Raw genomic sequence first — 22,395 nt, forward strand, 5'->3', positions numbered from 1 at the left:
GATGTTTCAGGCAGCCGGAGCGCCTTCTTGCTCATACCGCCTGGGCCTCTTGGAGAACTTGAGTGCGAAACCGGGGTGGGAGCGCGTCCGGTGTCAGTACGTCAACCGAAACCCCCAGAAGTGCTTCAAGTTCGACTTGTATATGGGCGATATCGAGTAGCGAGGCATCGTGAGCGGGGTCGATGAGAATATCCAGATCGCTGAGTTCCGTATCGTCTCCATGCAGAACCGAGCCGAACACACGCGGGTTGCTGGCCCGATGTGCCAGTACGATGTTTCGGATGCGCTCGCGGTTTGTTTCCAGGGCAGCGGATGGTTTCATCTTGCCTCTCCCGTTGCTGTGCCGTCGATTCAGATAGCCAATGCGGTATGCAGTGCCGCAACGACTGTGTCCTGTTGCGCTTCACACATGGTCTGGAATATCGGCAGACTGATCGCTCCGGCATAGTAGCGCTCCGCTTCCGGATAGTCGCCGGTGCTAAAGCCCTGGCGCTGATAGTAGGGCTGGGTGTGTACGGGAATGTAGTGCAGGCTGACTCCGATACCCTGCTCGCGTAGCGATTGGAACACTTGTCGGTGAGCAATGCCGGCTCCTCCCTGCTCTTCGATCTGCAGGCGGATCACGTAGAGATGCCAGCTCGACTTGCTGTCTGGATGCTGCCAGGGCGTTGAGAGTGGCAGATCGGCGAGCAAGGTGTCGTAACGGCGCGCCAGTTCAGTTCGGCGGCAGACGTAGTCGTGGAGCCGGGTCATCTGGCTGATGCCGAGCGCTGCCTGAAGATCCGTCATGCGGTAATTGTAGCCAAGGTCGATCTGCTGGTAATACCAGGGGCCGTCGGGCTCGTGGGTCATCCGGGTGAGGTCGCGCGTGATGCCATGGCTGCGCAGCAGCGCCATCTTTTCCGCGAGCTCCGGGTCGTTGGTCAAGGCCATCCCGCCTTCGGCGGTGGTGATCACCTTGACCGGGTGGAAGCTGAATACCGTAACGTCACTGAAGCGGCAGTTGCCGATCGGCTCACCCCGGTACTTGCCGCCGATGGCGTGGGAGGCATCCTCGATGACGCGAAAGCCATAGCGTATGGCCAGCGCGTGGATTGCAGCCATGTCGCATGCCTGGCCGCACAGGTGGACAGCGACTACGACTTTGGGCAGACGCCCGTCGCGCTCTGCAGCGACCAGTTTGCGCTCGAGTGCGTCGGGGCAGAGATTGTAGGTGCGCGGGTCGATGTCGACGAAATCGACTCCGGCACCGCAATACAGCCCGCAGTTTGCCGACGCGACGAAGGTGATTGGCGTGGTCCACAGCCAGTCTCCCGGACCAAGACCAAGCGCGAGGCAGGCGATGTGCAGGGCCGAGGTGGCGCTATTGACCGCCACTGCATGCCGCGTGCCACAGTACGACGCTACCGTTTCCTCGAAGCGCGGTATCTGCGGCCCTTGTGTCAGAAAGTCCGACTGAAGGACATCGATGACTGCGTCGATATCGGCTTGTGTGATGTCCTGCCGCCCGTACGGGATCATCCTCAGGTCCTTCCGATCTTGTGCTCGTTCTCAGCCAGCCAGGATTGCAGTTGAGCGACACTCATCCACTCCGTGTTGTTGTGGCTGGTGTAGCTGAACCCTTCCGGAACCTTCTTGCCGTCCTTGATGCGCATGGGGCACGCGCTCCAGCCATGGATGGCCGGCAGAATCTTGAAGTGCGAAGGATATTCGTAGGTGTAGAAGGCATCCTCCTCGCCAATCATCTGCTCGTGCAGCTTTTCTCCGGGGCGGATTCCGATGAATTCATGTGTGGCCTCGGGTGCGACTGCTTTGGCGAGGTCGACGACCTTCATCGATGGAATCTTCTTGACGTAGATCTCCCCCCCTTCCGTGTCCTGCAGGGCATGCCAGACCAGTTCCACGCCCTGTTCGAGCGTGATCATGAAACGGGTCATCCTTTCGTCCGTGATGGGCAAGACACCCTTGTTCCGGAGGGAGAGGAAAAACGGGATGACCGAACCACGAGATCCCATCACGTTGCCGTAGCGCACCACCGCAAACCGCGTCTCGTCCCCGCCAACGTACGAATTGCCCGCAACGAAAAGCTTGTCGGAGGCCAGCTTGGAGGCGCCGTACAGGTTGATCGGGCTGCTCGCCTTGTCGGTGGACAGCGCGACCACGCGTTTGACGCCCTTGTCGATGCAGGCGTCGATCAGGTTCATCGCGCCGTTGATGTTGGTCTTTACGCATTCGAACGGGTTGTATTCGGCTGTCGGTACGATCTTCGTGGCCGCAGCGTGAACCACGTAGTCGACCCCATCGAGCGCGCGGTAGAGACGATCCTTGTCGCGCACATCGCCGACGAAGAAACGCACACGAGCATCGCCCTGGAAATGCTTGGCCATCTCCCACTGCTTCATCTCGTCGCGCGAGAAGATGATGATCTTCTTCGGGTTGTACTTGGCAAGCGTCATCGGCACGAATGTATGGCCGAATGAGCCCGTGCCGCCGGTTATCAATAACGTTGAGTGTTCGAAGGTCATCAGCACAATCCTATTGAGGCCTGATAAAAGGCCTCGCTTTTGAAAACATTCGTCTATTTGATCACTTTGCGTGATTCAGCATGCATTCTTTCCAGTTGGGTCAGGTAAATGTGACAAGTCGATTGTCGGAAACCCTAGCCGATGCCTCGGCCGATGACTGACCAGGACAACCGTTATTCTTCCCTGCAGAGCCGCCAAGGTGGCCATGATCCTGGAGTCCGTCTCTTCGTCCAGCGCACTGGTCGGTTCATCGAGAATCAGGACGGTCGGCTTTCGGTACAGCGCACGAGCGATGCCGATGCGCTGCATCTGCCCGCCAGACAGGCGGATGCCTCTTTCGCCAACGCTCGTCTGGTAGCCGCTGGAGAGTTCATTGCTGATGAAGTGGTCGATCTCGGCTTTGGCGGCGGCGTCGCGCACGGCTTGCATGTCGATCTGGTCGTTGCTCAAGCCCATGGCGATGTTCTCTGCAATGCTGCCGTCGAAGAGGTAGGTATGCTGCGGGACGTAGCCGATCGAAGCCTGCCAGGCGGGCAGGTTATCGTGCGTGATTGGTGTTTCGTCCACCGTGATGGTGCCCTGTTGCGGTTCCAGCAGCCCAAGCAGGATATCCATCAGCGTGCTCTTGCCGCTGCCGCTGGGGCCGGCGATGACGTTGATGGTGTTGGCCTGCAGGGTGAGGCTGAAATTCTCGAATACCGGCTTTGCGGCGGTCGGATAGGTATAGGAGATCGATGCGAGGCGGATTTCGCGCATCGGAACGATCGGGGGTTGGTGGCTTTCCGGGTGTGGTTGGTGTGGCTGATCGAGGTCGTGATGCAGGCGCGTCAAGGCTTCGGCGGAAAAGCGCATGCGGGATACGCCACGATATATGACCTGAACGGCCGGGAGCATGCGGTAGGCCGCGAAGCCGTACAGGCCGATCAGTGGCAGCGCTTCCGAGACGCTGCCGGTTCGCCACAGCATGATTACAGCGATGGCAATCAGCCCGCAGTATCCGACCCCCTCCACGATGTAGAGCGGCGTTTGTGCGATGGTGTCGTTGGTGGCGCGGTGCCGGGCGAAGGTGCGCGTGGCGCTGTTGAAGCGGCGCAGGTAGAGCGGGGCGGCGGTGCCAATCTTGATTTCCTTGATGCCGCCAAGCGCTTCGTTGGCGGCCTTGAAGCGTTCGGTGTTCGCCCGCGTGCGTTCGGCACCGATTTCGGTCAGCTTTTTTCGGGCGACGTAGTAGATGACCCCGTACATCAACGCCAGCGACACGGTGACCGCGGTGGCGATGCGGGCGTCGTAGGCCAGCAGCAGCAGGGCGATGGCCAGCACGATGATGCCTTGTGCAATGGTGTGCACGACGGGTTGGATCAGCGTGGTCACTATCTGATCCGTCTCGGAGAGGATGTTTTTGCTCAGGTCCGACGTGTTGCGTTGCAGAAAGAAGCTGTAGGGCTGATTGAGATAGTTGAGCAGCAGCCGGCTACTGATCGAGTGCAGCTGAAGGTGGCTGAAACGGTTGAGGGCGTGTTGCGTGATGGCCTTGAAGGCGGACGAGGTCGCAATCACCAGCCCGGAGCCAATTCCCAGCGCGATGATGAAGTCGCGTTCGGAGGAAAATCCGAAGGTTTCGTAGAGCAGGTTTAAAAGGCGGTTGGACTGAATCGCCTGCGGGTCTGTGATGGCGGCCAGAAAGGGAACGATGGACACCACGCCGGCCGCTTCCATCAAGGCCATGACGATGACCATGGCGAGAATTCGGTAGGCTTTGCGTTGTTCGCGTGGCTCGAGGATCTGCCACAGTTGCCGCAGAGCGGCGGCGAAGGACAGGCGGTGATGCGACGGCGGCATGGTTGGGTGTTGCGGCGCTTGTCGCATCAGTCCGGGCTGGGGGTCAGCGTGGGTGTCAGTCGCAGCAGTTCGGGGCCGAATCGGCGTTGTATCTCGCCGAACATGGCCGCCTGTTGCTCGGGCAAATAGTCATGGGTGATCCGGTTTCGTACGTTGCGCATTTCCAGCCAAAGGGTCGCATTGGAGATCAGGCCGAGCTTTTCCATGCGATTGAGCAGGTTGCGCGTGGTGTCTGACTGTTCGGCAAACTCGGCGAGTTCATGACTGCGGAAATAGCGCAGCGCACATTCCACTGCGCGGACGAACCGATCCGCGAGTGCGTCGTAGGGTTCGAGTTCCTTCGGAGAGTACTCGACGGACGGGTCGAAGGGGCGGAAGTCTGATAGTGACGCCTTGATAAGCGCGATCGCCCGGTCGGCTTTCTGCGGGTTGAGTTCGCGAACCTGCTCGATATCGCGGGTGTTCATAGCTCGATCCCCGTGTCCCGGGCAATTCGCTGCATCGGGGTGCGCGGCAAGTCGGGCTGGGCAAGCAGGATGTCGATCTTCTGGTCGCCGAGCGCGATCTGCAGGTCGGTTTCCAGGCCGATGGATTCGCGGAAGGCGTTCTCCAGCGGTTCGGGTGTTTCGACGAGCAGGTCGATGTCGCCACCGCGCCGGGTGTCGTCGGTGCGTGAGCCGAACAGCCATACGCGGGCGTTACGTCCGAAGCGGAGGCGCACGGTGTCGCGGATGATGCGGGATTCGTCTTCGGTGATTCGCATGGGGCGCGGACGCGGTGTTGTATTTGGGCCAGTCTAGCCAAAGCGGCGCACACAGGCCATGGGCATGTGCGTGGTGGCGGGCGCCTCAGAGCTCTACGCCAACCCGATCGATGTGGTCGAGCAGGTCGGGGTTGTCGATTTGGTGGCGCAGCAGGAGGTCGACCTTCCAGGGCAGGAGCAGGTCGTCGATCTGGGTTTCGATTTGCAGCAACTCGCTCAGGCCGAGGCCAGGGGCGGTGAGGCACAGGTCGATGTCGGAGCCGGTGCGGAAGGTGCCCAGGGCGCGCGAGCCGAACAGGGTGACGGTCCCGATCTGCGGCCATGCCCGCAGCACGGCGAGGATGCGGGGTAGCACGCCGGGAGGAAGGCCGAATGCGTCGTGGGCGGGTTGGGCGCTCATGGGGTTTCAATGCGGTGCCGGAGTTGATCGCGCAGTGCGAGAAACAGCGTGTGGTAGCGCTGCAGGATGCGCTGCGCGATGTCGTTGGCCACTTCCTCGTTGTAGCTGTGAGACGTTCGGTTGCGGCTCTGGATCATCTCCATCCATCCTTCCCCGTCCGTGACCAGGCCTCGCTGGAAAGCTTCGCGGGTGGCGTCGCGCGAGCCCGTGATGTTCTGGGCGCCCTGCCAGATGAAGAAGTCGCGCAGCGTGTTCCAGGCCAGTTCGTGGGTGAATTCGAAGGCCTGGATCAGGCCCTGCTTCTCCAGCGGAGTGAGTGGGCGCTGCCGGCTGAGTTCCACGGCTTCGGTCAGGCGTTCGAGCGCCTTGAGGTAGTTGGTGAAGCGTTGCTGCCAGCGGATGTCGGGGGAGGAGGCGTTCATGGGGCGATGCCTGTTTTGCGCTCGATGCGCCGCTTGGGGCGCGGGCGCACTGTTGTATTTGAGCCAGTCTAGCCAAAGCGGCGCACACAGGCCATGGGCATGTGCTTGGTGGGGGTGTGGCGGGGTCGCATAATCGCGTAATGCGCGCTGATCATTCCGCCCCCCTCAGGCTCGATTCGCAAGGCTGGCTTGGTTCTCCGGCCGTTCGTCGGCCGTCGCCCAACTTCGATGCCCGCCCGCCCGGCGCGGCGGTGGATCTTGTCGTCGTGCACGCGATCAGCCTGCCGCCGGAGGAGTTCGGTGGGTCGGGGGTGGAGTGTTTGTTCACCAATTCGTTGAATGCCGATGAACATCCGTACTACGCTGAGATCGCGGGTTTGCGGGTTTCGGCGCATTTCTTCATCCGGCGTGACGGGGAACTGATCCAGTTCGTGTCGACGGAGGATCGGGCTTGGCACGCGGGGGTGTCGTGTTGGCGGGGTCGGGAACGTTGTAACGATTTTTCTGTCGGAATCGAACTTGAGGGCTGTGACACGGTGCCGTTCGAGCCTGCACAGTACGAACGGCTGTGCGAACTTATCGCGGCGATTCGTGCCAGATACCCGTCCGTGCGTGACGTTGTCGGGCATTCGGACATCGCGCCGGGGCGCAAGACGGACCCGGGGCCGTGTTTCGACTGGACACAACTGCGCAGGGTTGTGTAAGCCCTTTGGGGTAGGCCTTGTTTGACAAGGTCCTGTTAAATCAGGAAAATCAGCAGGCTTTGTGGGCGCGGCAGTGTTTTTGTCGCGCGTTTGTGAAGGTGCGGCGCCGTACCGAGAGTGCGGCGCAGTCAGATGGCCGCGCGCACCGCGGGGCTCGTCGTCTGGTTGCGGCGGCGGGCTGAACAACCACTGTAATCGGCTTTCTGTCCGTGTTCCGGGGTGGAACGGAGCGCGGGGCCTCGCGGGAATTTCGCGAGCGCTGCCCGACCGACGATTGCAGCAGGAGGGACCATGATTCACGCAACTCGTACTACCGGGCTGGTGGCTTCCGCTGGCCGGCTTCTGGCGCGAACCGCGCACGGAAGCGTGATGTTGATGTCGCTGTTCGCGATCCTGTTCGCCGGTGCGTATTACATGCAGGCCGGGGCGCAGGAAGCGCGTGCGGAGCGCGCCGAAGCGGTGGCGCTGGCCGTTGCGGAGGCCGAACGCGAGGCCGAGGCGATGCGCCTGTCGTCCGAGATGGAGCGCGTGCGCGACTGGGTCGCCAAGCGTTATCGCGTGTCGTCCGACGCGCTGGAGCCGGCCTTCGTGGAGGTCGAGAACAGCGCGCGCGAGGCTGAGTTGGATCCGCTGCTGATCGTGGCGATGATCGCGGTCGAATCGAGCTTCAACCCCAAGGCGAAGAGTCACGCGGGCGCGCTGGGCCTGATGCAGGTGATTCCGCGCTGGCACATGGACAAGATCGGTCACGACAACGACCACACGGTGCTGTTCGATCCGCGCTTCAATGTGCAGGTCGGCACGCTGGTTCTGCTCGAAGGCCTGCAACGTTATGGTTCGCTCGAAGCGGCGCTGCAGTACTACAACGGCGCACGCCACGATCCGGAAAAGCGCTACACCAAGCGCGTGCTGTCGGTGAAGCGCCAGTTGCAGCAGGTGCTGGCCAGTTCCAGCGGCGCCTGAGCCAAACAGCGCAGAACACAGAATGACGGCCCGTTCGCGGGCCGTTTTTCGTGGACCGCGTAATTCAGGGCGCCATTGTTGTTCTCGCTGAATAAAGTCGAAAACGTCGCTTCAGCGCCGACAAGGGCTCCCTCGCCGCCCTGCACAGCGCTCGTCACGTTCAAAGTCGAAAACGAGGGCACGTTTCCAAGCGGATTCGAGCAAGTTTGCGCAATAAAGTCGGAAACATGCCGGACAGGGCTAACGTACCCAGCGACGAGCATCCTTGAGCAGTAGCAGCAGTTGCTGCTCACGCAGAGGCGATGCGATGAACCCGAACCGGGTGTAGAAGCGCGCCGCCTGTTCATCGATGGGATGGGTCAGCATTGCCCGGATGCCGGCCTGCTCGGCAATCAGCATCGTGCGGCGAATGGCGTCCTGCAGCAGGCCCAGGCCTATGCATCGCCCCTGATCCTGGGCACAGACAGCCAGTCGCGCCAGGATCACCACCGGCAACGGGTACTGCCCCATCCCCTTGCGGATGCGCTCCGGCGCCTCCAGCGTATCGACCTGACCGACGGTCAGACTGAAGTAGCCCGCCACACGGTTGTCGTCTTCGGCAACGACGAAGGTCCTGGCCGAGCCACTGGCCTGCGCTTGGCGAGCGTGTCGCAAGAGCCAGTCGTTCAGCGCGGACTTGCCGCAATCGAAACCCTCCAGCCGATGCCTGGCAGACAGAGGCTCCGGGGCGCGCAAAGTCACTTCGCTTCCCAGGGCGCCTTCCGGGAGAACAGATCGACCAAGCCGTCGTTGACCTGTTCGGGGCGTTCCAGCAGATCCGTCAGGGTCTGGTATTGACTGCCCGAAACCATGAACAAGCGCTGATCGAGCAGCGTCTGCTCGGCGGCCAGACAAGCGCTGTCGAGAATGAAGTCCGTCAGTGACTTGTGAGCCACTTCTGCGGCGCGACGCAGCACCATCTCCTGTTCGGGGGTAGCACGCAACCCGAGGCGGGCAGACCGGGCGGAAGACGAGGGGGTAACGGCAGACATGGCAATACTTCATCGTATGTTGGATCAATCGCCTCAATGTTAGTACAACAGACGCACGGCATCCAGTGATGCATGGACCGAATCGTCGGAGCGCTGACACTTCCCCAGGAGCAAAACCCCCCAGCCAGAGACCGGACGTTCTCAACTTCACTGCGCAGCTTTCAACTTCCATGACGAGTTTTCGATTTTTTGCGCGGAACGATTTTTTGTCATGCCCCACGCAATCGCCGCGAAAATCGGAAAACGCTCCTGATGGGGTGAAGATTCATGCTGGCGCAGGGGTGTCGCAATTCGCTGCGCTCATCGGCGACCCTGTATGTTGAAGGTGACTGCCTGAGCGGTCGATGTAGCCGATCGCCGGGGAGGCCGTGGCGTTTTTGAGTAGATCGTGACGAGCGGAAGCGAGGTGCGACCTGTTCACCCTGTCACCCGACGACGCGGCGGATGCGCTCGGCGGCTTCGACGAGGCGCGGGGTGTCGGTGGTGTAGGCAAAGCGCAGGTGGCGGCGCGGTGCGTTGTCGCCGAAGTCGATGCCGGGCGTGGCGGCGACGAAGGCTTCCTCGATGAGGCGGCGGGCCAGTGCCTCGCTGTCGTCGGCGAGGGCGGAGACGTCTGCGTAGATGTAGAAGGCGCCCTGCGGCTCGGCAGCGATGCAGAATCCGATCTCGCGCAGCGCCGGCAGCAGGGCGTGGCGGCGCGCGTCGAAGGCTTCGCGGCGCGCTTCCAGAATGTCGCGTGTGGCCGGCGCGAAGGCGGCCAGCGCGGCGTGCTGGGCCGGTGTCGAGGGCGAGATGAAGAAGTGCTGGGCGAGTTTTTCGATCTCGCGCACGTATTCGGGCGGGGCCACCAGCCAGCCCAGGCGCCAGCCGGTCATGCCGAAGTATTTCGAGAAGCTGTTGACCACGAACATGCCGTCCTGCGGGCGGCTGGCCAGCGCCGTATGCGGCGCCACGCCGTAGCTCAGACCCTGGTAGATCTCGTCGACGATGATCAGCCCGTCGCGGTGGCGCACGGCTGCGCGCAGGGCATCGAGTTCGGTTGCGTCGAGCAGCGTGCCGGTGGGGTTGGAGGGCGTGGCGACGATCAGCCCGAGCACGTCGTCGGCCCAGGCGATCCGGACCCCCTCGGCCGTGGGTTGGAAGCGCGTTGCGGCATTCACCGGCAACGCGCGCGGCACACCCTCGAAGCTGCGCACCAGATGGCGGTTGCATGGGTAGCCGGGGTCAGGCAGCAGCCACGCGTCGCCCGGGTCGGTGGTGGCGGCCAGTGCCAGCATCAGCGCGCCCGAGGCGCCGGGGGTGACGATGATGCGCTCGGGCGCGACGTCGGCGCCGAAACGGTCATGGTAGTGACGCGCGATGGCCTCGCGCAGGCGCGGCAGGCCGAGGGCCGGCGTGTAGTGCACGTCGCCGGTGGCGATGTGGCGGCTGGCCGCCTCGATGACCGGCGCCGGGGTGGGGAAGTCCGGCTCGCCCACTTCCATGTGGATTACGTCGTGGCCGGCCGCTTCCAGCTCGTGGGCGCGGCGCAGCAGTTCCATGACGTGAAACGGTGCGATGTCGGCCATGCGGCGGGCCAGACGGGGGCGGTTGGCTGGGGGCATGGCGGTCGGCTGTGGAAAATACGGCTGAAATGCATGCGCGGCGAGCATACGATTGTGCCATGGTTCGCATGGCCGGCGTGTCGCCCGCGGACCGCGCCCGGGGCGGCACGCCGGCCATGTGGCATCATCGCTCACCTGTGACCGGCGCTCCTTCGCCGGTCTGCCGCAATCCGGAGGTCCCATGGACAAGCTCATGCGCGATGCCGCGCTCGAATACCATCGTCATCCGCGCCCGGGCAAGATCGAGGTCACGCCCACCAAGGTGTTGTCGAACCAGCGCGATCTGTCCCTGGCCTATTCGCCCGGTGTGGCGGTCGCCTGCACCGAGATCGCCGAGCATCCGGAGGAGGCGGCCAACCTCACCGGCCGTGCCAATCTGTTGGCCGTCATCACCAACGGCACTGCGGTGCTCGGCCTGGGCAACATCGGCCCGCTGGCGTCCAAGCCGGTGATGGAAGGCAAGGCCGTGCTGTTCAAGAAATTCGCCGGCATCGACGTGTTCGACCTCGAAGTCGACGCGACCGACCCCGAGCGCTTCATCGAAGTGGTTGCCGCGCTGGAGCCGACCTTCGGTGGCATCAACCTCGAGGACATCAAGGCGCCCGAGTGCTTCCACATCGAGCGCGCGCTGCGCGAGCGCATGAACATCCCGGTGTTCCACGACGACCAGCACGGCACGGCCATCGTCGTGGCCGCGGCGATCACCAACGGCCTGCATCTGGTCGGCAAGGAATTCAAGGATGTGAAGGTGGTCACCTCCGGCGCCGGCGCGGCCGCGCTGGCCTGCCTGTCGCTGCTCGAGAAGCTTGGCGTGCCGGTCGAGAGCATCTGGGTGACCGACATCGAGGGCGTGGTCTACGAGGGGCGTGAAGTCCTGATGGACCCGATGAAGCAGCGCTACGCCAAGAAGACCGACGCGCGCCGCCTGGCCGAGGTCATCGAAGGCTGCGACGTGTTCATGGGCCTGTCGGCCGGCGGCGTGCTCAAGCCCGAGATGGTCGCGAAGATGGCGCCCAAGCCGCTGATCCTGGCGCTGGCCAACCCGGAGCCCGAGATCACCCCGGCCGAGGTCAAGACGGTGCGCGACGACGCCATCATGGCCACCGGCCGTTCGGACTTCCCGAACCAGGTCAACAACGTGCTGTGCTTCCCGTTCATCTTCCGTGGTGCGCTGGATGTGGGCGCCACGGCGATCACCGACGAGATGAAGCTCGCCGCCGTGTATGCGCTGGCGGAACTGGCGCGCGCCGAACAGAGCGACATCGTCGCCTCGGCCTATGCCGAGCAGTCGGGGGGCTTCGGCCCCGAATACATCATCCCGCGCCCGTTCGATCCGCGCCTGCTGGTGAAGATCGCCCCGGCCGTGGCCAAGGCGGCGATGGAGTCCGGCGTGGCCACGCGGCCGATCACCGACTGGGATGGCTACCGTGGCCAGCTCAACAATGTCGTGTGGCATTCGGGCCTGTTGATGAAGCCGGTCTTCGCCGAGGCGCGCAACGCGCCGCAGCGCATCATCTTCGCCGAGGGCGAATCCGAGCGCGTGTTGCGCGCGGCGCAGACCGTCATCGACGAAGGTCTGGCATGGCCCATCCTGATCGGCCGCCCGGCGGTGGTGATGCAGCGCATCGAGCGTTACGGCCTGCGCATGCGACCGGACGCCGACTTCGAGCTGGTCAACCAGGATTCCGATCCGCGCTTCAAGGAGCTGTGGATGGATTATCACCGGCTCATGGAGCGGCGCGGCGTGTCGGTCGAGTACGCCAAGAAGGAGGTGCGCCGCCGCACCACGCTGATCGGTGCGCTGATGCTCAAGCTCGGCTACGGTGACGGCCTGATCTGCGGCACCTACGGCATGTTCCCGGTGCATCTGGACTTCATCGAGACGGTGCTGGGCCGGCGTGAGGGCGTGAAGCACTTCTACACCCTCAACGTGCTCGCGCTGACCGGGCGCACGCTGTTTCTCGCCGACACCTACGTGAATCACGACCCGAGCGCCGAACAGATCGTCGAGATGACACTGCTCGCCGCCACCGAAGTGCGCCGTTTCGGCATCGAGCCCAAGATCGCGCTGCTGTCGCATTCGTCCTTCGGCAGCGTCGAGTCGGACAGCGCGCGGAAGATGCGCAATGCGCTCGAGATGCTCCATCGCGATCATCCCGACCTCGAGGTCGAAGGCGAGATGGGGGGCGACCTGGCGCTCGACGCGCATGCGCGGCTCGACGTGTTCCCCAATGCGCGCATGCGCGACGAAGCCAACCTGCTGATCTTCCCCAGTCGGGACGCGGCCAACATCGCCTACGGTCTGCTCAAGAACGCCGCCGGTCACGGCGTGACGGTGGGTCCCATCCTGCTCGGCGCGGCCAAGCCGGTGCACATCCTGACGCCCGAATCGACCGTGCGGCGCATCGTCAACATGACCGCTTTGGCGTCGGTGGAGGCGGCCAAGAGCGGCGATTGAGCGGCGCGGGCATGTAACAAGTCTTCCCGCCGCTGCGCGGATCGTTTAGCCTGCGCTCTGCAGACGGCCCGGCGGCCGTGACGGTCGCCGGGCCGTTGCGTTGCCGGCTTTCGTGAATTTATACCGTGAGTTTGCGTGTGATTTTGGCAACATGCTTAAAAGAAGCTTGCTATCCGACTGGTTCTCTTACGAAAATACAAGCCGTAACAGTCGCAGGTGGTGGTTTGGAGGGCCGAGTCGGATGAAGTTTCGAATCAAAGCGATGTTTGCCGGGTGCGCGCTCGTCCTGGGTGCCGCATCCACGCCCGCGCTGGCAGACGGCACCTCTCCGCAACTGCGCTCGGCTTCCTTCGTGGTGGTCAGCGAGCGTACCGGGCAGGTACTGGTCGAGCAGAACGCCACCAAGGCGGCTCCGATTGCTTCCATCACCAAGCTGATGACGGCCATGGTCGTGCTCGATGCGCGTCAGAGCCTGTCCGAAACCCTGCGCGTCACCTCCGACGACATCGACCGCCTCAAGAATTCCGGCTCGCGCCTGCGTGTGGGCACGCGGCTGACGCGCGAGGAGATGCTCAACCTGGCGCTGATGTCGTCCGAGAACCGCGCCGCCTCCGCGCTGGCGCGTTACTACCCGGGCGGCACGCGTGCCTTCGTCAACGCGATGAACGTCAAGGCGCGCATGCTCGGCCTGGCCGACACGCGCTTTGCCGACAGCAGCGGGCTCGATCCGCGCAACGTCTCCAGCCCGCGTGATCTGGTGCGCCTGGTCTCGGTTGCTGCCACGTATCCGCTGGTGCGCGAGTTCTCGACTCGCGAAGAGCGCTACGTCAAGCTCGGCGGGCGCATGGAGCGCTTCGGCAATTCCAACCCGCTGGTGCGCGACGACACCTGGCAGGTCGGCGTATCCAAGACCGGCTTCATCCGCGAGGCCGGGCGCTGTCTGGTCATGCAGGCCTGGGTGCGCGACGAGCCGGTGATCATGGTGCTGCTCAACTCGCAGGGTACGTGGACGCGCACCGCCGACGCCAAGCGCGTCAAGGCCTGGCTGGAAACCCTCGACACCGAACGGGTGGCCGCACTCGCTCCGGGCAGCGGCGGCTGAATCGGTTACTGCGAAAACCGCCACCGCCTCCCGTAGGTCGCCGATGAGCCGCAGGCGAATTGCGACACCCCGGCCAACCGCAGCCACCACCGAATGGCACGTCGAGCGGCACGGTGGATGTCGCACCTCGCTTCGCTCGCCACGACCTACGACCACGCGACCTGCGGAAACGGCGTCGCCGCTTCGCTGGACGCCACCGCCCCGGTAGGCGAGAATCGACGCATTCCCCGCAGCTTCCGCCCCGTACACGGGCATTTCCTCATGCGAATGCGTTTTACCAAGATGCACGGACTGGGCAACGACTTCGTCGTCGTCGACGCCACGCGTGCGCCGGCCGAGCTCACGCCCGAGCGCGTGCGCGCGATCGCCGACCGGCATTTCGGCGTCGGCTGCGATCAGTTGCTGGTGGTCGAGCCGCCCACGCGCGCGGATGTCGACTTCCGCTACCGCATCTTCAATGCCGACGGCGGCGAGGTCGAGCAGTGCGGCAACGGCGCGCGCTGCTTCGTGCGCTTCGTGCACGACAAGGGCCTCACCGCCAAGCGGCGCATCCGCGTGGAGACGTGCTCGGGCGTGATCGAGCCGTATCTCGAGGACGACGGTCTGGTCACGGTGGACATGGGCGTGCCCGTGCTCGAGCCGGCCGAGATTCCGTTTCGGTCTGATTCGCGCGAGTTGGTGCAGGCGCTCGAACTGACCGACGACACGCGCATCGCCATCACCGCCGTGTCCATGGGTAACCCGCACGCCGTGCATGTGGTCGCCGACATCGATTCCGCACCGGTTGCCACCCTGGGTCCGCTGATCGAGTCGCACGAACGCTTTCCGGCGCGCGTCAACGCCGGCTTCATGCAGGTGCTCGACGAACACGCGGTGCGTCTGCGCGTGTTCGAGCGCGGCGCCGGCGAGACGCTGGCCTGCGGCACCGGCGCCTGCGCGGCGGTGGTCGCCGGCGTGCTGCGCGGCCTGCTCGCCTCGCCGGTACGCGTTGCCACGCGCGGTGGCGAACTGACGATCGCCTGGGACGGGGCGGGCACGCCGGTGCACATGACCGGGCCGGCCGTGACGGTGTTCGAAGGCGAAATCGAACTGGCATGATGCACGAACCCGCCAACCCTCTTCCGGAGCCTGGTCGATGAATCCAGAACAGGTCGCGCAGTATCTGCGCGAACATCCCGACTTCCTCACCGAGCACGGCGACATCTTCGTCGAGGTCACCGTGCCCCATCCGCAGGGCGGGCAGGCGATCACGCTGGCCGAGCGCCAGTTGCACGCCTTGCGCGACAAGATCCGTGAACTCGAGGCCAAGCTCGTCGAACTCATCCGCTACGGCGAGGAAAACGACGAGATCGGCGCCAAGCTGCACCGGCTCACGGTCGGGCTGATCGTCGCCGACCGTTTCGCCACGCTCGAGGACACGCTGATGCACAGTCTGCGCGAGGATTTCGCCGTGCCCCACGTGGCGTTGCGCGTCTGGAACACGGTGGTCATGCCGGAGGGCACGGCCTTCGAGCCAGTCAGCGAGGAACTGCGTTTCCAGGTCGCGGAGATGCGCCATCCGCAATGCGGCGCGCCGGCCAATCTGGAAGCGCTGGCGTGGTTCGGCGACGCTGCCGCGCATGTGCGCTCGGTCGCGCTGGTGCCGCTGCGCGCAGATGGGCAGGTGATCGGCCTGCTCGAGCTGGCCAGCGAGGAAGCCGAGCGCTTCTACGCCGAGATGGGCACGCTGTACCTGTCCCGCCTGGGCGAGCTGGTCGCCGCCGCGCTGCGCCGCATACTGGGCTGAAACAGCCATGACGGGCGACACCGATCCGGACGTCGCCGCCTGGCTGGAATGGCTGGCCAGCCAGCGCCGCGCCTCGGCGCTGACGCTCACCGCCTATGCACGCGAACTCGCCCGCCTGAGCGAGCTGGCCGCGCCGACGCCGCTGGCACGACTGGCCCCGCACGACATCCGCCGTTTCGCAGGCCGCTTGCACGCGGCCGGACTGGGCAGCCGCTCGATCGCGCGCGCGCTGTCCGCATGGCGGGGTTTCTATCGCTGGATGACGCATTACCGCGATCTCGCCGCCAATCCGGTCGAGCATGTGCGCCCGCCGCGCGCGCCCACGCGTCTGCCGCGAGCCTTGTCGCCCGACCAGGCGGCGGCGCTGCTCGAGCGCCAGCCCGAGGACGGGTTGCAACTGCGCGACCGCGCAATGTTCGAGCTGTTCTATTCGTCCGGCCTGCGTCTGGCCGAACTCGTCTCGCTCGATGTGGGGCACGGCATCGACCGTCTCGATGCCACGGTCACGGTGTTGGGCAAGCGCGGCAAGACGCGCAGCGTGCCGGTGGGCAGGGCCGCGCTCGCGGCACTCGATGCCTGGCTCGTCGAGCGGCCGGGCTTCGCCCGCCCGGACGAATCCGCGCTGTTCGTCACGCGTACCGGCACGCGCATGAGTTCCGGTGCGGTGCGCAGCCGGCTGGACCTGTGGGCCAGGCGCTGCGCGCTGGGCGTGCACGTGCATCCGCACATGCTGCGCCACAGTTTCGCCAGCCATGTGCTGCAATCCAGCGGCGACCTTCGCGCGGTGCAGGAGCTGCTCGGTCACGCCAGCATCCGCAGCACGCAGGTGTATACCCACCTCGATTTCCAGCATCTGGCGAAGGTCTACGACGCTGCCCATCCGCGCGCACGCCGCAAGTAGAGGCAGTGAGTTGCAGGCGCGAGCGACGTTGCTTTGCTTCGTTGGCTGAGCCGTATTCGAATTTTCCGGGATACGCACTTGCGCTGCATCAAGGCAGGCCTGTGTGCCGCCCGGCACGATGCGCGGGTACGGCATGGTGCCGTGCGCATGTCTTCGGGGAACACCATGAACGAACTTCCGCTTTTCGACGAATCCGTCCACGTCTTCGACGCCCGCGGCGTGGCCAAGCGCTTCCGCCATGCGGCGATCTTCGGTGCGCTCGAGTCGCTCGGTGACGGCGAGACCATGCGTTTCGTCAACGACCACGACCCGCTGCCCTTGCTGCGCCAGATCAGCGAGCGCTACGGCAATCAGATCGCGGCCGAATATCGCGTGCGCGCAGCGGGCGAGATCGTCATCGATTTCGCCATCCGCCTGGGCGAGCACGCGGGCGTGCCGGCGACGGCCGCAGCGGGCGCCGCGGCCAGTGAAGGTTGCGGTGGTGGCGGGGGAAGCGGCTGCTGCTCGCATCGCTGAGAGGGCGATGCGAACGGGTCTGCCCGCTTGCGGCGACGATCAGGGTTGCAGGCCGGCGAGCAGCGTCTCGAGGTTGTGGCGCATCATCGCCGCATAGGTCGGCGCCGGCCCGTCCGGACTCGACAGCGCGTCCGAGTACAGCGTACCGCCCACGCGCGCACCGGCTTCGGCGCCGATGCGCTCGATCAGGCGCGGGTCGTTGACGTTCTCGAGAAACACCACCGGCGCCTTCTCCCGGCGCAGCTGGCGGATCAGTCGCGCCATCGCGGCGGCCGAGACTTCGCTCTGGCTGCCCACGCCGGCTGCCGCGACGAAACGCACCCCGTAGGCCGCGCCGAAGTAGTTGAAGGCGTCGTGCGAGGTGACCACCTTGCGTGCGTGCTCGGGTACGTCGGCCAGGCGTTCGCGAATCTCGGCGTCGAGTGCCGCCAGTTCGGCATCGAAGCGCGTCAGGTGCTCGCGGTAGACCGGTGCGCCGGCCGGGTCTGAGGCGACCAGTGCGGCGGCAATGTTGGCCGCATAGACGCGGGCGTTGCCCACGTCCTGCCAGGCGTGCGGGTCGAGTGCCCCGTGATCGTGGCCGTGGTGGTCGTGCCCGTCGTCGTGTTCGAGCGTGCGCGCGCCGGTCGAAGCGATCACCGGGCGGCGCGCGCCGCTCGATTCGGCCAGTCGCTCCAGCCAGGCGTCGAAGCCCAGTCCGTTGGCGACGATCAGGTCGGCATCGAGCACGGCGCGCGCATCCGACGGGCGCGGTTGCCAGGCGTGGGCGTCGCCGTCGAAATCGACGAGGGATGTCACCTGAACGCGATCGCCGCCGATCTGGCGCACGAGATCGGCGAGGATGCTGAAGCTGGTGACGACGCGCAGTTCGGCCGCGAACAGCGGCTGGGCGAAGCTTGCGACAATGGCGAGGAGCAGGGCGCGGAGCAGTGCTTTCATGACTTGTGCAGGGGTCAGGCCGCGAGATGGCGGCGACGGCGATACAGGCGGGCGCCGAGCGTACCGCCCGGCGCGATGAGAATGGACGTCACATGGGCCAGGCCGGCGGTGAGCACGATGGCCGGGCCCGCGGGTACGTCCAGATGGAACGAGGCGAGCAGACCGAGCACGCCGCTGGCGAAGGCGATGGTGCTGGCCGTGACCAGCATGGTCGGCAGGCGCCGCACCCACAACCGGGCCGAGGCCGCGGGCAGGATCATGATGCCCACCGCCATCAGCGTGCCCAGCGCGTGAAAGCCGCTGACCAGGTTGAACACCACCAGCGCCAGGAAGCCGTAGTGCGCGACCGGACTCCAGCGGCCCACGCTGCGCAGGAAGCTGGGGTCGAAGCATTCCATGACCAGCGGGCGGTAAAGCAGCGCCAGCGCGGCCAGTGTCACGCTGGTGATCGCCGCGATCAGCAGCAGCGAGGCGTCGTCGAGCGAGAGCACCGAGCCGAACAGCACGTGCAGCAGGTCGAGGTTGCGTCCGCGCAGCGACACGATCAGCACGCCGGCGGCCAGCGACATCAGGTAGAAGGCGGCGAGGCTGGCGTCCTCCTTGAGGATGGACGAGCGCGCCACCAGCCCGGCGGCGAGCACCACCACCAGACCGGCGACGATGCCGCCGATGGTCATCGCGCCCAGCGACAGGCCGAAGGCCAGATAGCCGAGCGCGGCGCCGGGCAGGATGGCGTGGCTCATCGCATCGCCCATCAGGCTCATGCGGCGCAGCAGCAGGAATACGCCCACCGGCGTGGCGCCCAGCGCCAGTGCGAGGCAACCGGCCAGCGCGCGGCGCATGAATTCGAAGTCGAGGAAGGGGGCGACGAGCGCATCGAACATCACGCCGACTCCCCGTGCTCGTGGCGGTGACACACCGGCGCATCCTCGTCGAAGGATTCGGCCAGCACGCGCGCGCGCGACAGCAGTTCGGGCGTGAGGACCGATTCGGTCGGACCGAAGCCGAGCGGCTCGCGCGCGAGCAGCAGACACTGCGGGAAGGTGCGGCGCACCAGTTCCATGTCGTGCAGCACGGCGACGATGCTGCGCCCCTCGCCATGCCAGCCGAGGATCAGCGCGCACAGGTCTTCGGTGGTGCGCGTGTCGATGGCGTTGAACGGCTCGTCGAGCAGCAGCAGCTCGGCGTCCTGCAGCATCAGGCGCGCGAAGCGTGCGCGCTGCAGCTGGCCGCCCGAGAGCGTGCCCACGGGCCGGTTTTCCAGCCCGCTCAGACCGACGTGCGCGAGTACGTCATGCACGCGTGTCGCCTCATCGCGACCCAGCGCGCCGAAGGCGCCAAGGCGACGCCACAGCCCCATCGCCACCATGTCGAAGACCGACAGTGGAAAGCCCAGTTCGAGTTCGCCACGCTGCGGCAGGTAGGCGATGCGATCGCGGCGCACGCCGAGCACATAGCGGCCTTCGAGCGGTTCGAGCTCGCCGGCGATGGCCTTGAGCAGCGTGGATTTTCCTGCGCCATTGGGCCCCACGACGGCCAGCAGCGCGCCGCGCGCGATCTCGCAGTCGAGGTGATGCACGGCCGGATGGCGGTCGTAGCCGAGTGTGAGATTTCCGAAGACCAGCACCGGATCGCTGTCAGGCGTAGTGTTCATGCCAGTGCCCAGGCCACACAAAGCCATAGCAGCGCGGCGGCCAGTCCCGCGACGAGCAGCCGGACACCCGAACCTGCGCAAAGAATCGACCCACGATGTGCGTGGGCCGGGTTTGCCGCGACAGGCGGGGCGAGCGGATCACGATTGCGTCGGGACATTGCTGCGGCTTGAGGTCAGGAATGCAACATTGTAGCATTCTCGCGGTCAACGATGCTCAACCGCTGCCGGCGCAAGTCGGCCCCACGCTTCCTGCCGGAGTCCCTCAGATGCATCCGATCCGTTCTTGCTGCGCGATCCTCGCGCTTGCGATTTCCTCCACGGCCGCCGCGCAGCATGCCCACGAGCACGGCGTGGCCGACCTGCGCATCGCCGTCGACGGGGCGACCGTGCTGGTCGAATTCGATTCACCGCTGGCCAATCTGGTCGGTTTCGAGCATGCCCCGCGCGACGCGGCCCAGCGCGAGGCGCTGGCCGCGCTGGCCGAGCGTCTGCACGAGCCGCAAGGGCTGTTGTCGCTGCCTGCGGCCGCGCGCTGCGAGCCGGTCGCGATCGAGATCGAGGTTCCCGGTCACGAGGACGAGCATGGCCATGGGCACGATCACGACAAGCACGATCATGGGCATGCCCACGATCATGCGGATGAGCATGCCGACGCCTTCGCGGCCTGGGAATTCCGCTGCGAAAGCATCGACGCACTCGACGGCGTCGAGCTTCGCCTGATCGAAGCCTTCCCGACGATCCGCACGCTGCGTGTGAACGTCGCCGCACCCGGAGGGCAGAGCTCGCGGCGGGTGAGTGCGGCGAGGGAGCGCGTCGCCCTGTGACCGCGCCGCAGGCCGTCGTCCTCGAGGACGTCGTGTTCGCCTGGCCTGGCGCCGATGCGCCGTGTCTGGATGTGCCTGAATTGTGCATCGCGGCCGGCGAGAGCGTGTTCCTGCACGGGCCCAGTGGCAGCGGCAAGTCCACGCTGCTGTCTCTGATCGGAGGCGTTCTGTCGCCGCAGCAAGGGCGAGTCGCGGTGCTCGACACCGAGCTGACTGCGTTGCGCATGCGCGCGCGCGACGCCTTTCGTGCCGATCACATCGGCTTCATCTTCCAGTTGTTCAATCTGGTGCCCTACCTTTCGGCACTCGACAACATCCTGCTGCCGTGCCGCTTCGCGCCCTCGCGCGCCGCGCGCATCGACGGCGCGCCCACCGACGAGGCGAGGCGGCTGGCCGCACGGCTTGATCTGCACGAGGCGCTGCTCGCGCGCCCGGCCGCGCAACTGTCGGTCGGTCAGCAGCAGCGTGTGGCTGCCGCGCGTGCGCTGATCGGCCGGCCCGGGCTGATCGTCGCAGACGAGCCGACTTCGGCGCTCGATGCCGACCGCCAGCAAGGCTTCGTGGACCTGTTGCTCGGCGAGTGCGCGGCCTCGGGCGCGAGCCTGCTCTTCGTCAGCCATGACGAGCGCCTGGCCACGCACTTCGCACGCCAGGTGGCGCTGCCGGAGATCAACCGCGCCGGCGCCGGAGAGGACGAACGATGATGCCGATGTGGTATCTGACGCGGCGCAGCATCGCCAACCGCGGCCTGACCGTGGTGCTGACCGTGGTCGCCGTGGCGCTGGCGGTGGCGATGCTGCTCGGCGTCGAGCGCCTGCGCTCGGATGCACGCGCCGGTTTCGCGCAGACCATCTCGGGCACCGATCTGGTGGTGGGCGCGCGCAGCGGGCCGCTGCAGTTGCTGCTGTATTCGGTGTTCCACATGGGCGATGCAACCAACAACCTGTCGTGGCAGAGCGTCGAGGCCATCGCCGCCCATCCGCAGGTCGATTGGCTGGTGCCGATCTCGCTGGGCGACTCGCACCGGGGCTTTCGCGTGGTCGGCACCACGCAGGCGTTCTTCGAACGCTATCGCCATGGGCAGGATCGTGCGCTGCGCTTCGCGGATGGCGCGCCGTTCGACGAGATCTTCGACGCGGTCGTCGGCGCCGAAGTGGCCGAGCGCCTGGGTTATGCGGTCGGCTCCTCCATCGTCGTCGCTCACGGCGCCGGCGACGTGAGCTTCGCGCAACACGAGGACAAGCCTTTCACGGTCGTCGGCGTGCTCGCACGCAGCGGCACGCCGGTGGATCGCTCGGTGTTCGTCAGCCTCGAGGCGATCGAGGCCATCCATCTGGACTGGGCGGGCGGGGCGCGCATGCCCGGGGTGGACATCCCCGCCGAGCAGGTGCGACGCTTCGACCTCGCACCCAAGGAGGTGACCGCCGCGCTGGTGGGGCTGAAGTCGCGCGTGGCGGTGTTCCGCGTGCAGCGCTTCGTCAACGACTGGCCCGACGAGCCGCTCACCGCGATCCTGCCGGGCGCGACGCTGCAGCAGTTGTGGGGCATCATCGGCATCGCCGAGCGTGCGATGCTGGCGGTCTCCGCGGTGGTGGTGCTGGTCGGCCTGGCCGGGCTGGTGGCGGTGGTCACCGCGAGCCTGGGCGAGCGCCGGCGCGAACTGGCGATCCTGCGCGCGCTGGGGGCGGCGCCGCGCCACGTGTTCGCACTGCTTGCGCTCGAGAGCCTGGTGATCGGCGTGGCCGGTTGCGTGCTCGGGGTCTTGCTGGTGCAACTTGCGGCGTGGCTGGGCGGTCCATGGCTGGAGGCGCGTCATGCGCTGGTGGTGAGCGCGCGCTGGCTCTCCGCCACCGAATGGGCGATGCTCGCCGGGGTGCTCGCCGCAACGCTTGCTGCCAGCCTGGTTCCGGCCCTGCGCGCGTACCGCTATTCTCTTGCCGACGGAATGACCATCAGGATATGAA

The 22,395-nt window shown here is 65.7% G+C and carries 25 protein-coding genes; 11 read left to right on the top strand and 14 right to left on the bottom strand.

The features are described from left to right. Positions 1 to 31: 31 nt before the first annotated feature. The 8 genes from C0099_RS02450 to C0099_RS02485 all read right to left on the bottom strand — a co-directional run bounded on the left by C0099_RS02450 (position 32) and on the right by C0099_RS02485 (position 5,949). Positions 32 to 322, bottom strand: coding sequence for a nucleotidyltransferase family protein (locus C0099_RS02450; protein WP_102245977.1), 291 nt, complete (start codon positions 320 to 322; stop codon positions 32 to 34). A 29-nt stretch (positions 323 to 351) separates the two neighbouring features. Further along, positions 352 to 1,521, bottom strand: coding sequence for a UDP-4-amino-4,6-dideoxy-N-acetyl-beta-L-altrosamine transaminase (pseC, locus tag C0099_RS02455; protein WP_102245978.1), 1,170 nt, complete (start codon positions 1,519 to 1,521; stop codon positions 352 to 354). Positions 1,522 to 1,523: 2 nt separating this feature from the next. Then, entirely contained in the window at positions 1,524 to 2,525 is a 1,002-nt protein-coding gene (gene pseB / locus C0099_RS02460) for a UDP-N-acetylglucosamine 4,6-dehydratase (inverting) (protein WP_102245979.1), read from the bottom strand. 75 nt (positions 2,526 to 2,600) lie between these two features. Next, on the bottom strand, positions 2,601 to 4,391 hold the full coding sequence (locus tag C0099_RS02465) for an ABC transporter ATP-binding protein (protein WP_228151632.1): 1,791 nt from the start codon (positions 4,389 to 4,391) through the stop codon (positions 2,601 to 2,603). Beyond that, complete coding sequence (locus C0099_RS02470) at positions 4,391 to 4,831, bottom strand: nucleotidyltransferase substrate binding protein (RefSeq protein ID WP_102245981.1); 441 nt, start codon at positions 4,829 to 4,831, stop codon at positions 4,391 to 4,393. The genes C0099_RS02465 and C0099_RS02470 overlap by 1 nt, the downstream gene beginning before the upstream one ends. Then, a complete protein-coding gene (locus tag C0099_RS02475; protein ID WP_102245982.1) occupies positions 4,828 to 5,127 on the bottom strand; it encodes a nucleotidyltransferase domain-containing protein in 300 nt (99 codons plus the stop codon). The genes C0099_RS02470 and C0099_RS02475 overlap by 4 nt, the downstream gene beginning before the upstream one ends. 85 nt (positions 5,128 to 5,212) lie before the next feature. Continuing rightward, on the bottom strand, positions 5,213 to 5,527 hold the full coding sequence (locus C0099_RS02480; RefSeq protein ID WP_102245983.1) for a nucleotidyltransferase family protein: 315 nt from the start codon (positions 5,525 to 5,527) through the stop codon (positions 5,213 to 5,215). Beyond that, on the bottom strand, positions 5,524 to 5,949 hold the full coding sequence (locus C0099_RS02485; protein WP_102245984.1) for a nucleotidyltransferase substrate binding protein: 426 nt from the start codon (positions 5,947 to 5,949) through the stop codon (positions 5,524 to 5,526). The genes C0099_RS02480 and C0099_RS02485 overlap by 4 nt, the downstream gene beginning before the upstream one ends. Positions 5,950 to 6,089: 140 nt before the next feature. Between C0099_RS02485 and ampD the strand changes: the two genes are divergently transcribed. Together ampD and C0099_RS02495 are read left to right on the top strand one after the other, a co-directional pair. After that, positions 6,090 to 6,653 (top strand): 1,6-anhydro-N-acetylmuramyl-L-alanine amidase AmpD, encoded by a 564-nt coding sequence (gene ampD / locus C0099_RS02490; RefSeq protein ID WP_102245985.1) that lies wholly within the window; start codon positions 6,090 to 6,092, stop codon positions 6,651 to 6,653. Positions 6,654 to 6,944: 291 nt separating this feature from the next. Further along, on the top strand, positions 6,945 to 7,616 hold the full coding sequence (locus tag C0099_RS02495) for a transglycosylase SLT domain-containing protein (RefSeq protein WP_102245986.1): 672 nt from the start codon (positions 6,945 to 6,947) through the stop codon (positions 7,614 to 7,616). Positions 7,617 to 7,856: 240 nt separating this feature from the next. Here the strand turns inward: C0099_RS02495 and C0099_RS02500 are convergent, their stop codons facing one another. The 3 genes from C0099_RS02500 to C0099_RS02510 all read right to left on the bottom strand — a co-directional run bounded on the left by C0099_RS02500 (position 7,857) and on the right by C0099_RS02510 (position 10,251). Further along, a complete protein-coding gene (locus C0099_RS02500; protein ID WP_102245987.1) occupies positions 7,857 to 8,357 on the bottom strand; it encodes a GNAT family N-acetyltransferase in 501 nt (166 codons plus the stop codon). Beyond that, positions 8,354 to 8,647 (bottom strand): type II toxin-antitoxin system TacA family antitoxin, encoded by a 294-nt coding sequence (locus C0099_RS02505; RefSeq protein WP_102245988.1) that lies wholly within the window; start codon positions 8,645 to 8,647, stop codon positions 8,354 to 8,356. The genes C0099_RS02500 and C0099_RS02505 overlap by 4 nt, the downstream gene beginning before the upstream one ends. A 425-nt stretch (positions 8,648 to 9,072) precedes the next feature. Further along, a complete protein-coding gene (locus C0099_RS02510) occupies positions 9,073 to 10,251 on the bottom strand; it encodes a pyridoxal phosphate-dependent aminotransferase (RefSeq protein WP_102248349.1) in 1,179 nt (392 codons plus the stop codon). A 181-nt stretch (positions 10,252 to 10,432) separates the two neighbouring features. On the opposite strand from C0099_RS02510, the gene C0099_RS02515 reads away from it, so the two are divergent. The 6 genes from C0099_RS02515 to C0099_RS02540 all read left to right on the top strand — a co-directional run bounded on the left by C0099_RS02515 (position 10,433) and on the right by C0099_RS02540 (position 17,014). After that, a complete protein-coding gene (locus tag C0099_RS02515; protein ID WP_102245989.1) occupies positions 10,433 to 12,709 on the top strand; it encodes an NADP-dependent malic enzyme in 2,277 nt (758 codons plus the stop codon). Between the two features lie 241 nt (positions 12,710 to 12,950). After that, entirely contained in the window at positions 12,951 to 13,811 is an 861-nt protein-coding gene (locus tag C0099_RS02520) for a serine hydrolase (RefSeq protein WP_173768942.1), read from the top strand. 261 nt (positions 13,812 to 14,072) lie between these two features. Then, positions 14,073 to 14,909, top strand: coding sequence for a diaminopimelate epimerase (gene dapF, locus C0099_RS02525; RefSeq protein WP_102248350.1), 837 nt, complete (start codon positions 14,073 to 14,075; stop codon positions 14,907 to 14,909). A 37-nt stretch (positions 14,910 to 14,946) separates the two neighbouring features. Continuing rightward, positions 14,947 to 15,597, top strand: coding sequence for a DUF484 family protein (locus tag C0099_RS02530; protein WP_102245991.1), 651 nt, complete (start codon positions 14,947 to 14,949; stop codon positions 15,595 to 15,597). A gap of 7 nt (positions 15,598 to 15,604) precedes the next feature. Then, positions 15,605 to 16,498, top strand: coding sequence for a tyrosine recombinase XerC (locus C0099_RS02535; protein WP_102245992.1), 894 nt, complete (start codon positions 15,605 to 15,607; stop codon positions 16,496 to 16,498). Positions 16,499 to 16,663: 165 nt separating this feature from the next. Further along, complete coding sequence (locus C0099_RS02540) at positions 16,664 to 17,014, top strand: DUF2249 domain-containing protein (protein WP_102245993.1); 351 nt, start codon at positions 16,664 to 16,666, stop codon at positions 17,012 to 17,014. 39 nt (positions 17,015 to 17,053) lie between these two features. Here the strand turns inward: C0099_RS02540 and C0099_RS02545 are convergent, their stop codons facing one another. The 3 genes from C0099_RS02545 to C0099_RS02555 are packed head-to-tail and all read right to left on the bottom strand — an operon-like array spanning position 17,054 to position 19,607. Continuing rightward, positions 17,054 to 17,953: a metal ABC transporter solute-binding protein, Zn/Mn family gene (locus tag C0099_RS02545; protein WP_102245994.1), complete on the bottom strand. Its 900-nt coding sequence runs from the start codon at positions 17,951 to 17,953 to the stop codon at positions 17,054 to 17,056. Between the two features lie 14 nt (positions 17,954 to 17,967). Beyond that, positions 17,968 to 18,837, bottom strand: a complete 870-nt coding sequence (locus tag C0099_RS02550) for a metal ABC transporter permease (RefSeq protein ID WP_102245995.1) — start codon at positions 18,835 to 18,837, stop codon at positions 17,968 to 17,970. Next, positions 18,837 to 19,607 (bottom strand): metal ABC transporter ATP-binding protein, encoded by a 771-nt coding sequence (locus tag C0099_RS02555; protein ID WP_102245996.1) that lies wholly within the window; start codon positions 19,605 to 19,607, stop codon positions 18,837 to 18,839. Before C0099_RS02555 ends, C0099_RS02550 begins: the two co-directional genes overlap by 1 nt. 266 nt (positions 19,608 to 19,873) lie before the next feature. Between C0099_RS02555 and C0099_RS02560 the strand changes: the two genes are divergently transcribed. The 3 genes from C0099_RS02560 to C0099_RS02570 are packed head-to-tail and all read left to right on the top strand — an operon-like array spanning position 19,874 to position 22,394. Beyond that, entirely contained in the window at positions 19,874 to 20,431 is a 558-nt protein-coding gene (locus C0099_RS02560; protein WP_164084867.1) for a DUF2796 domain-containing protein, read from the top strand. After that, complete coding sequence (locus C0099_RS02565; protein WP_102245998.1) at positions 20,428 to 21,135, top strand: ABC transporter ATP-binding protein; 708 nt, start codon at positions 20,428 to 20,430, stop codon at positions 21,133 to 21,135. Before C0099_RS02560 ends, C0099_RS02565 begins: the two co-directional genes overlap by 4 nt. Then, entirely contained in the window at positions 21,132 to 22,394 is a 1,263-nt protein-coding gene (locus C0099_RS02570; protein WP_102245999.1) for an ABC transporter permease, read from the top strand. The genes C0099_RS02565 and C0099_RS02570 overlap by 4 nt, the downstream gene beginning before the upstream one ends. The last annotated feature ends 1 nt before the right edge of the window (position 22,395 follow it).

Source organism: Pseudazoarcus pumilus (assembly GCF_002872475.1).
In the GTDB taxonomy this organism is placed as follows: domain Bacteria; phylum Pseudomonadota; class Gammaproteobacteria; order Burkholderiales; family Rhodocyclaceae; genus Pseudazoarcus; species Pseudazoarcus pumilus.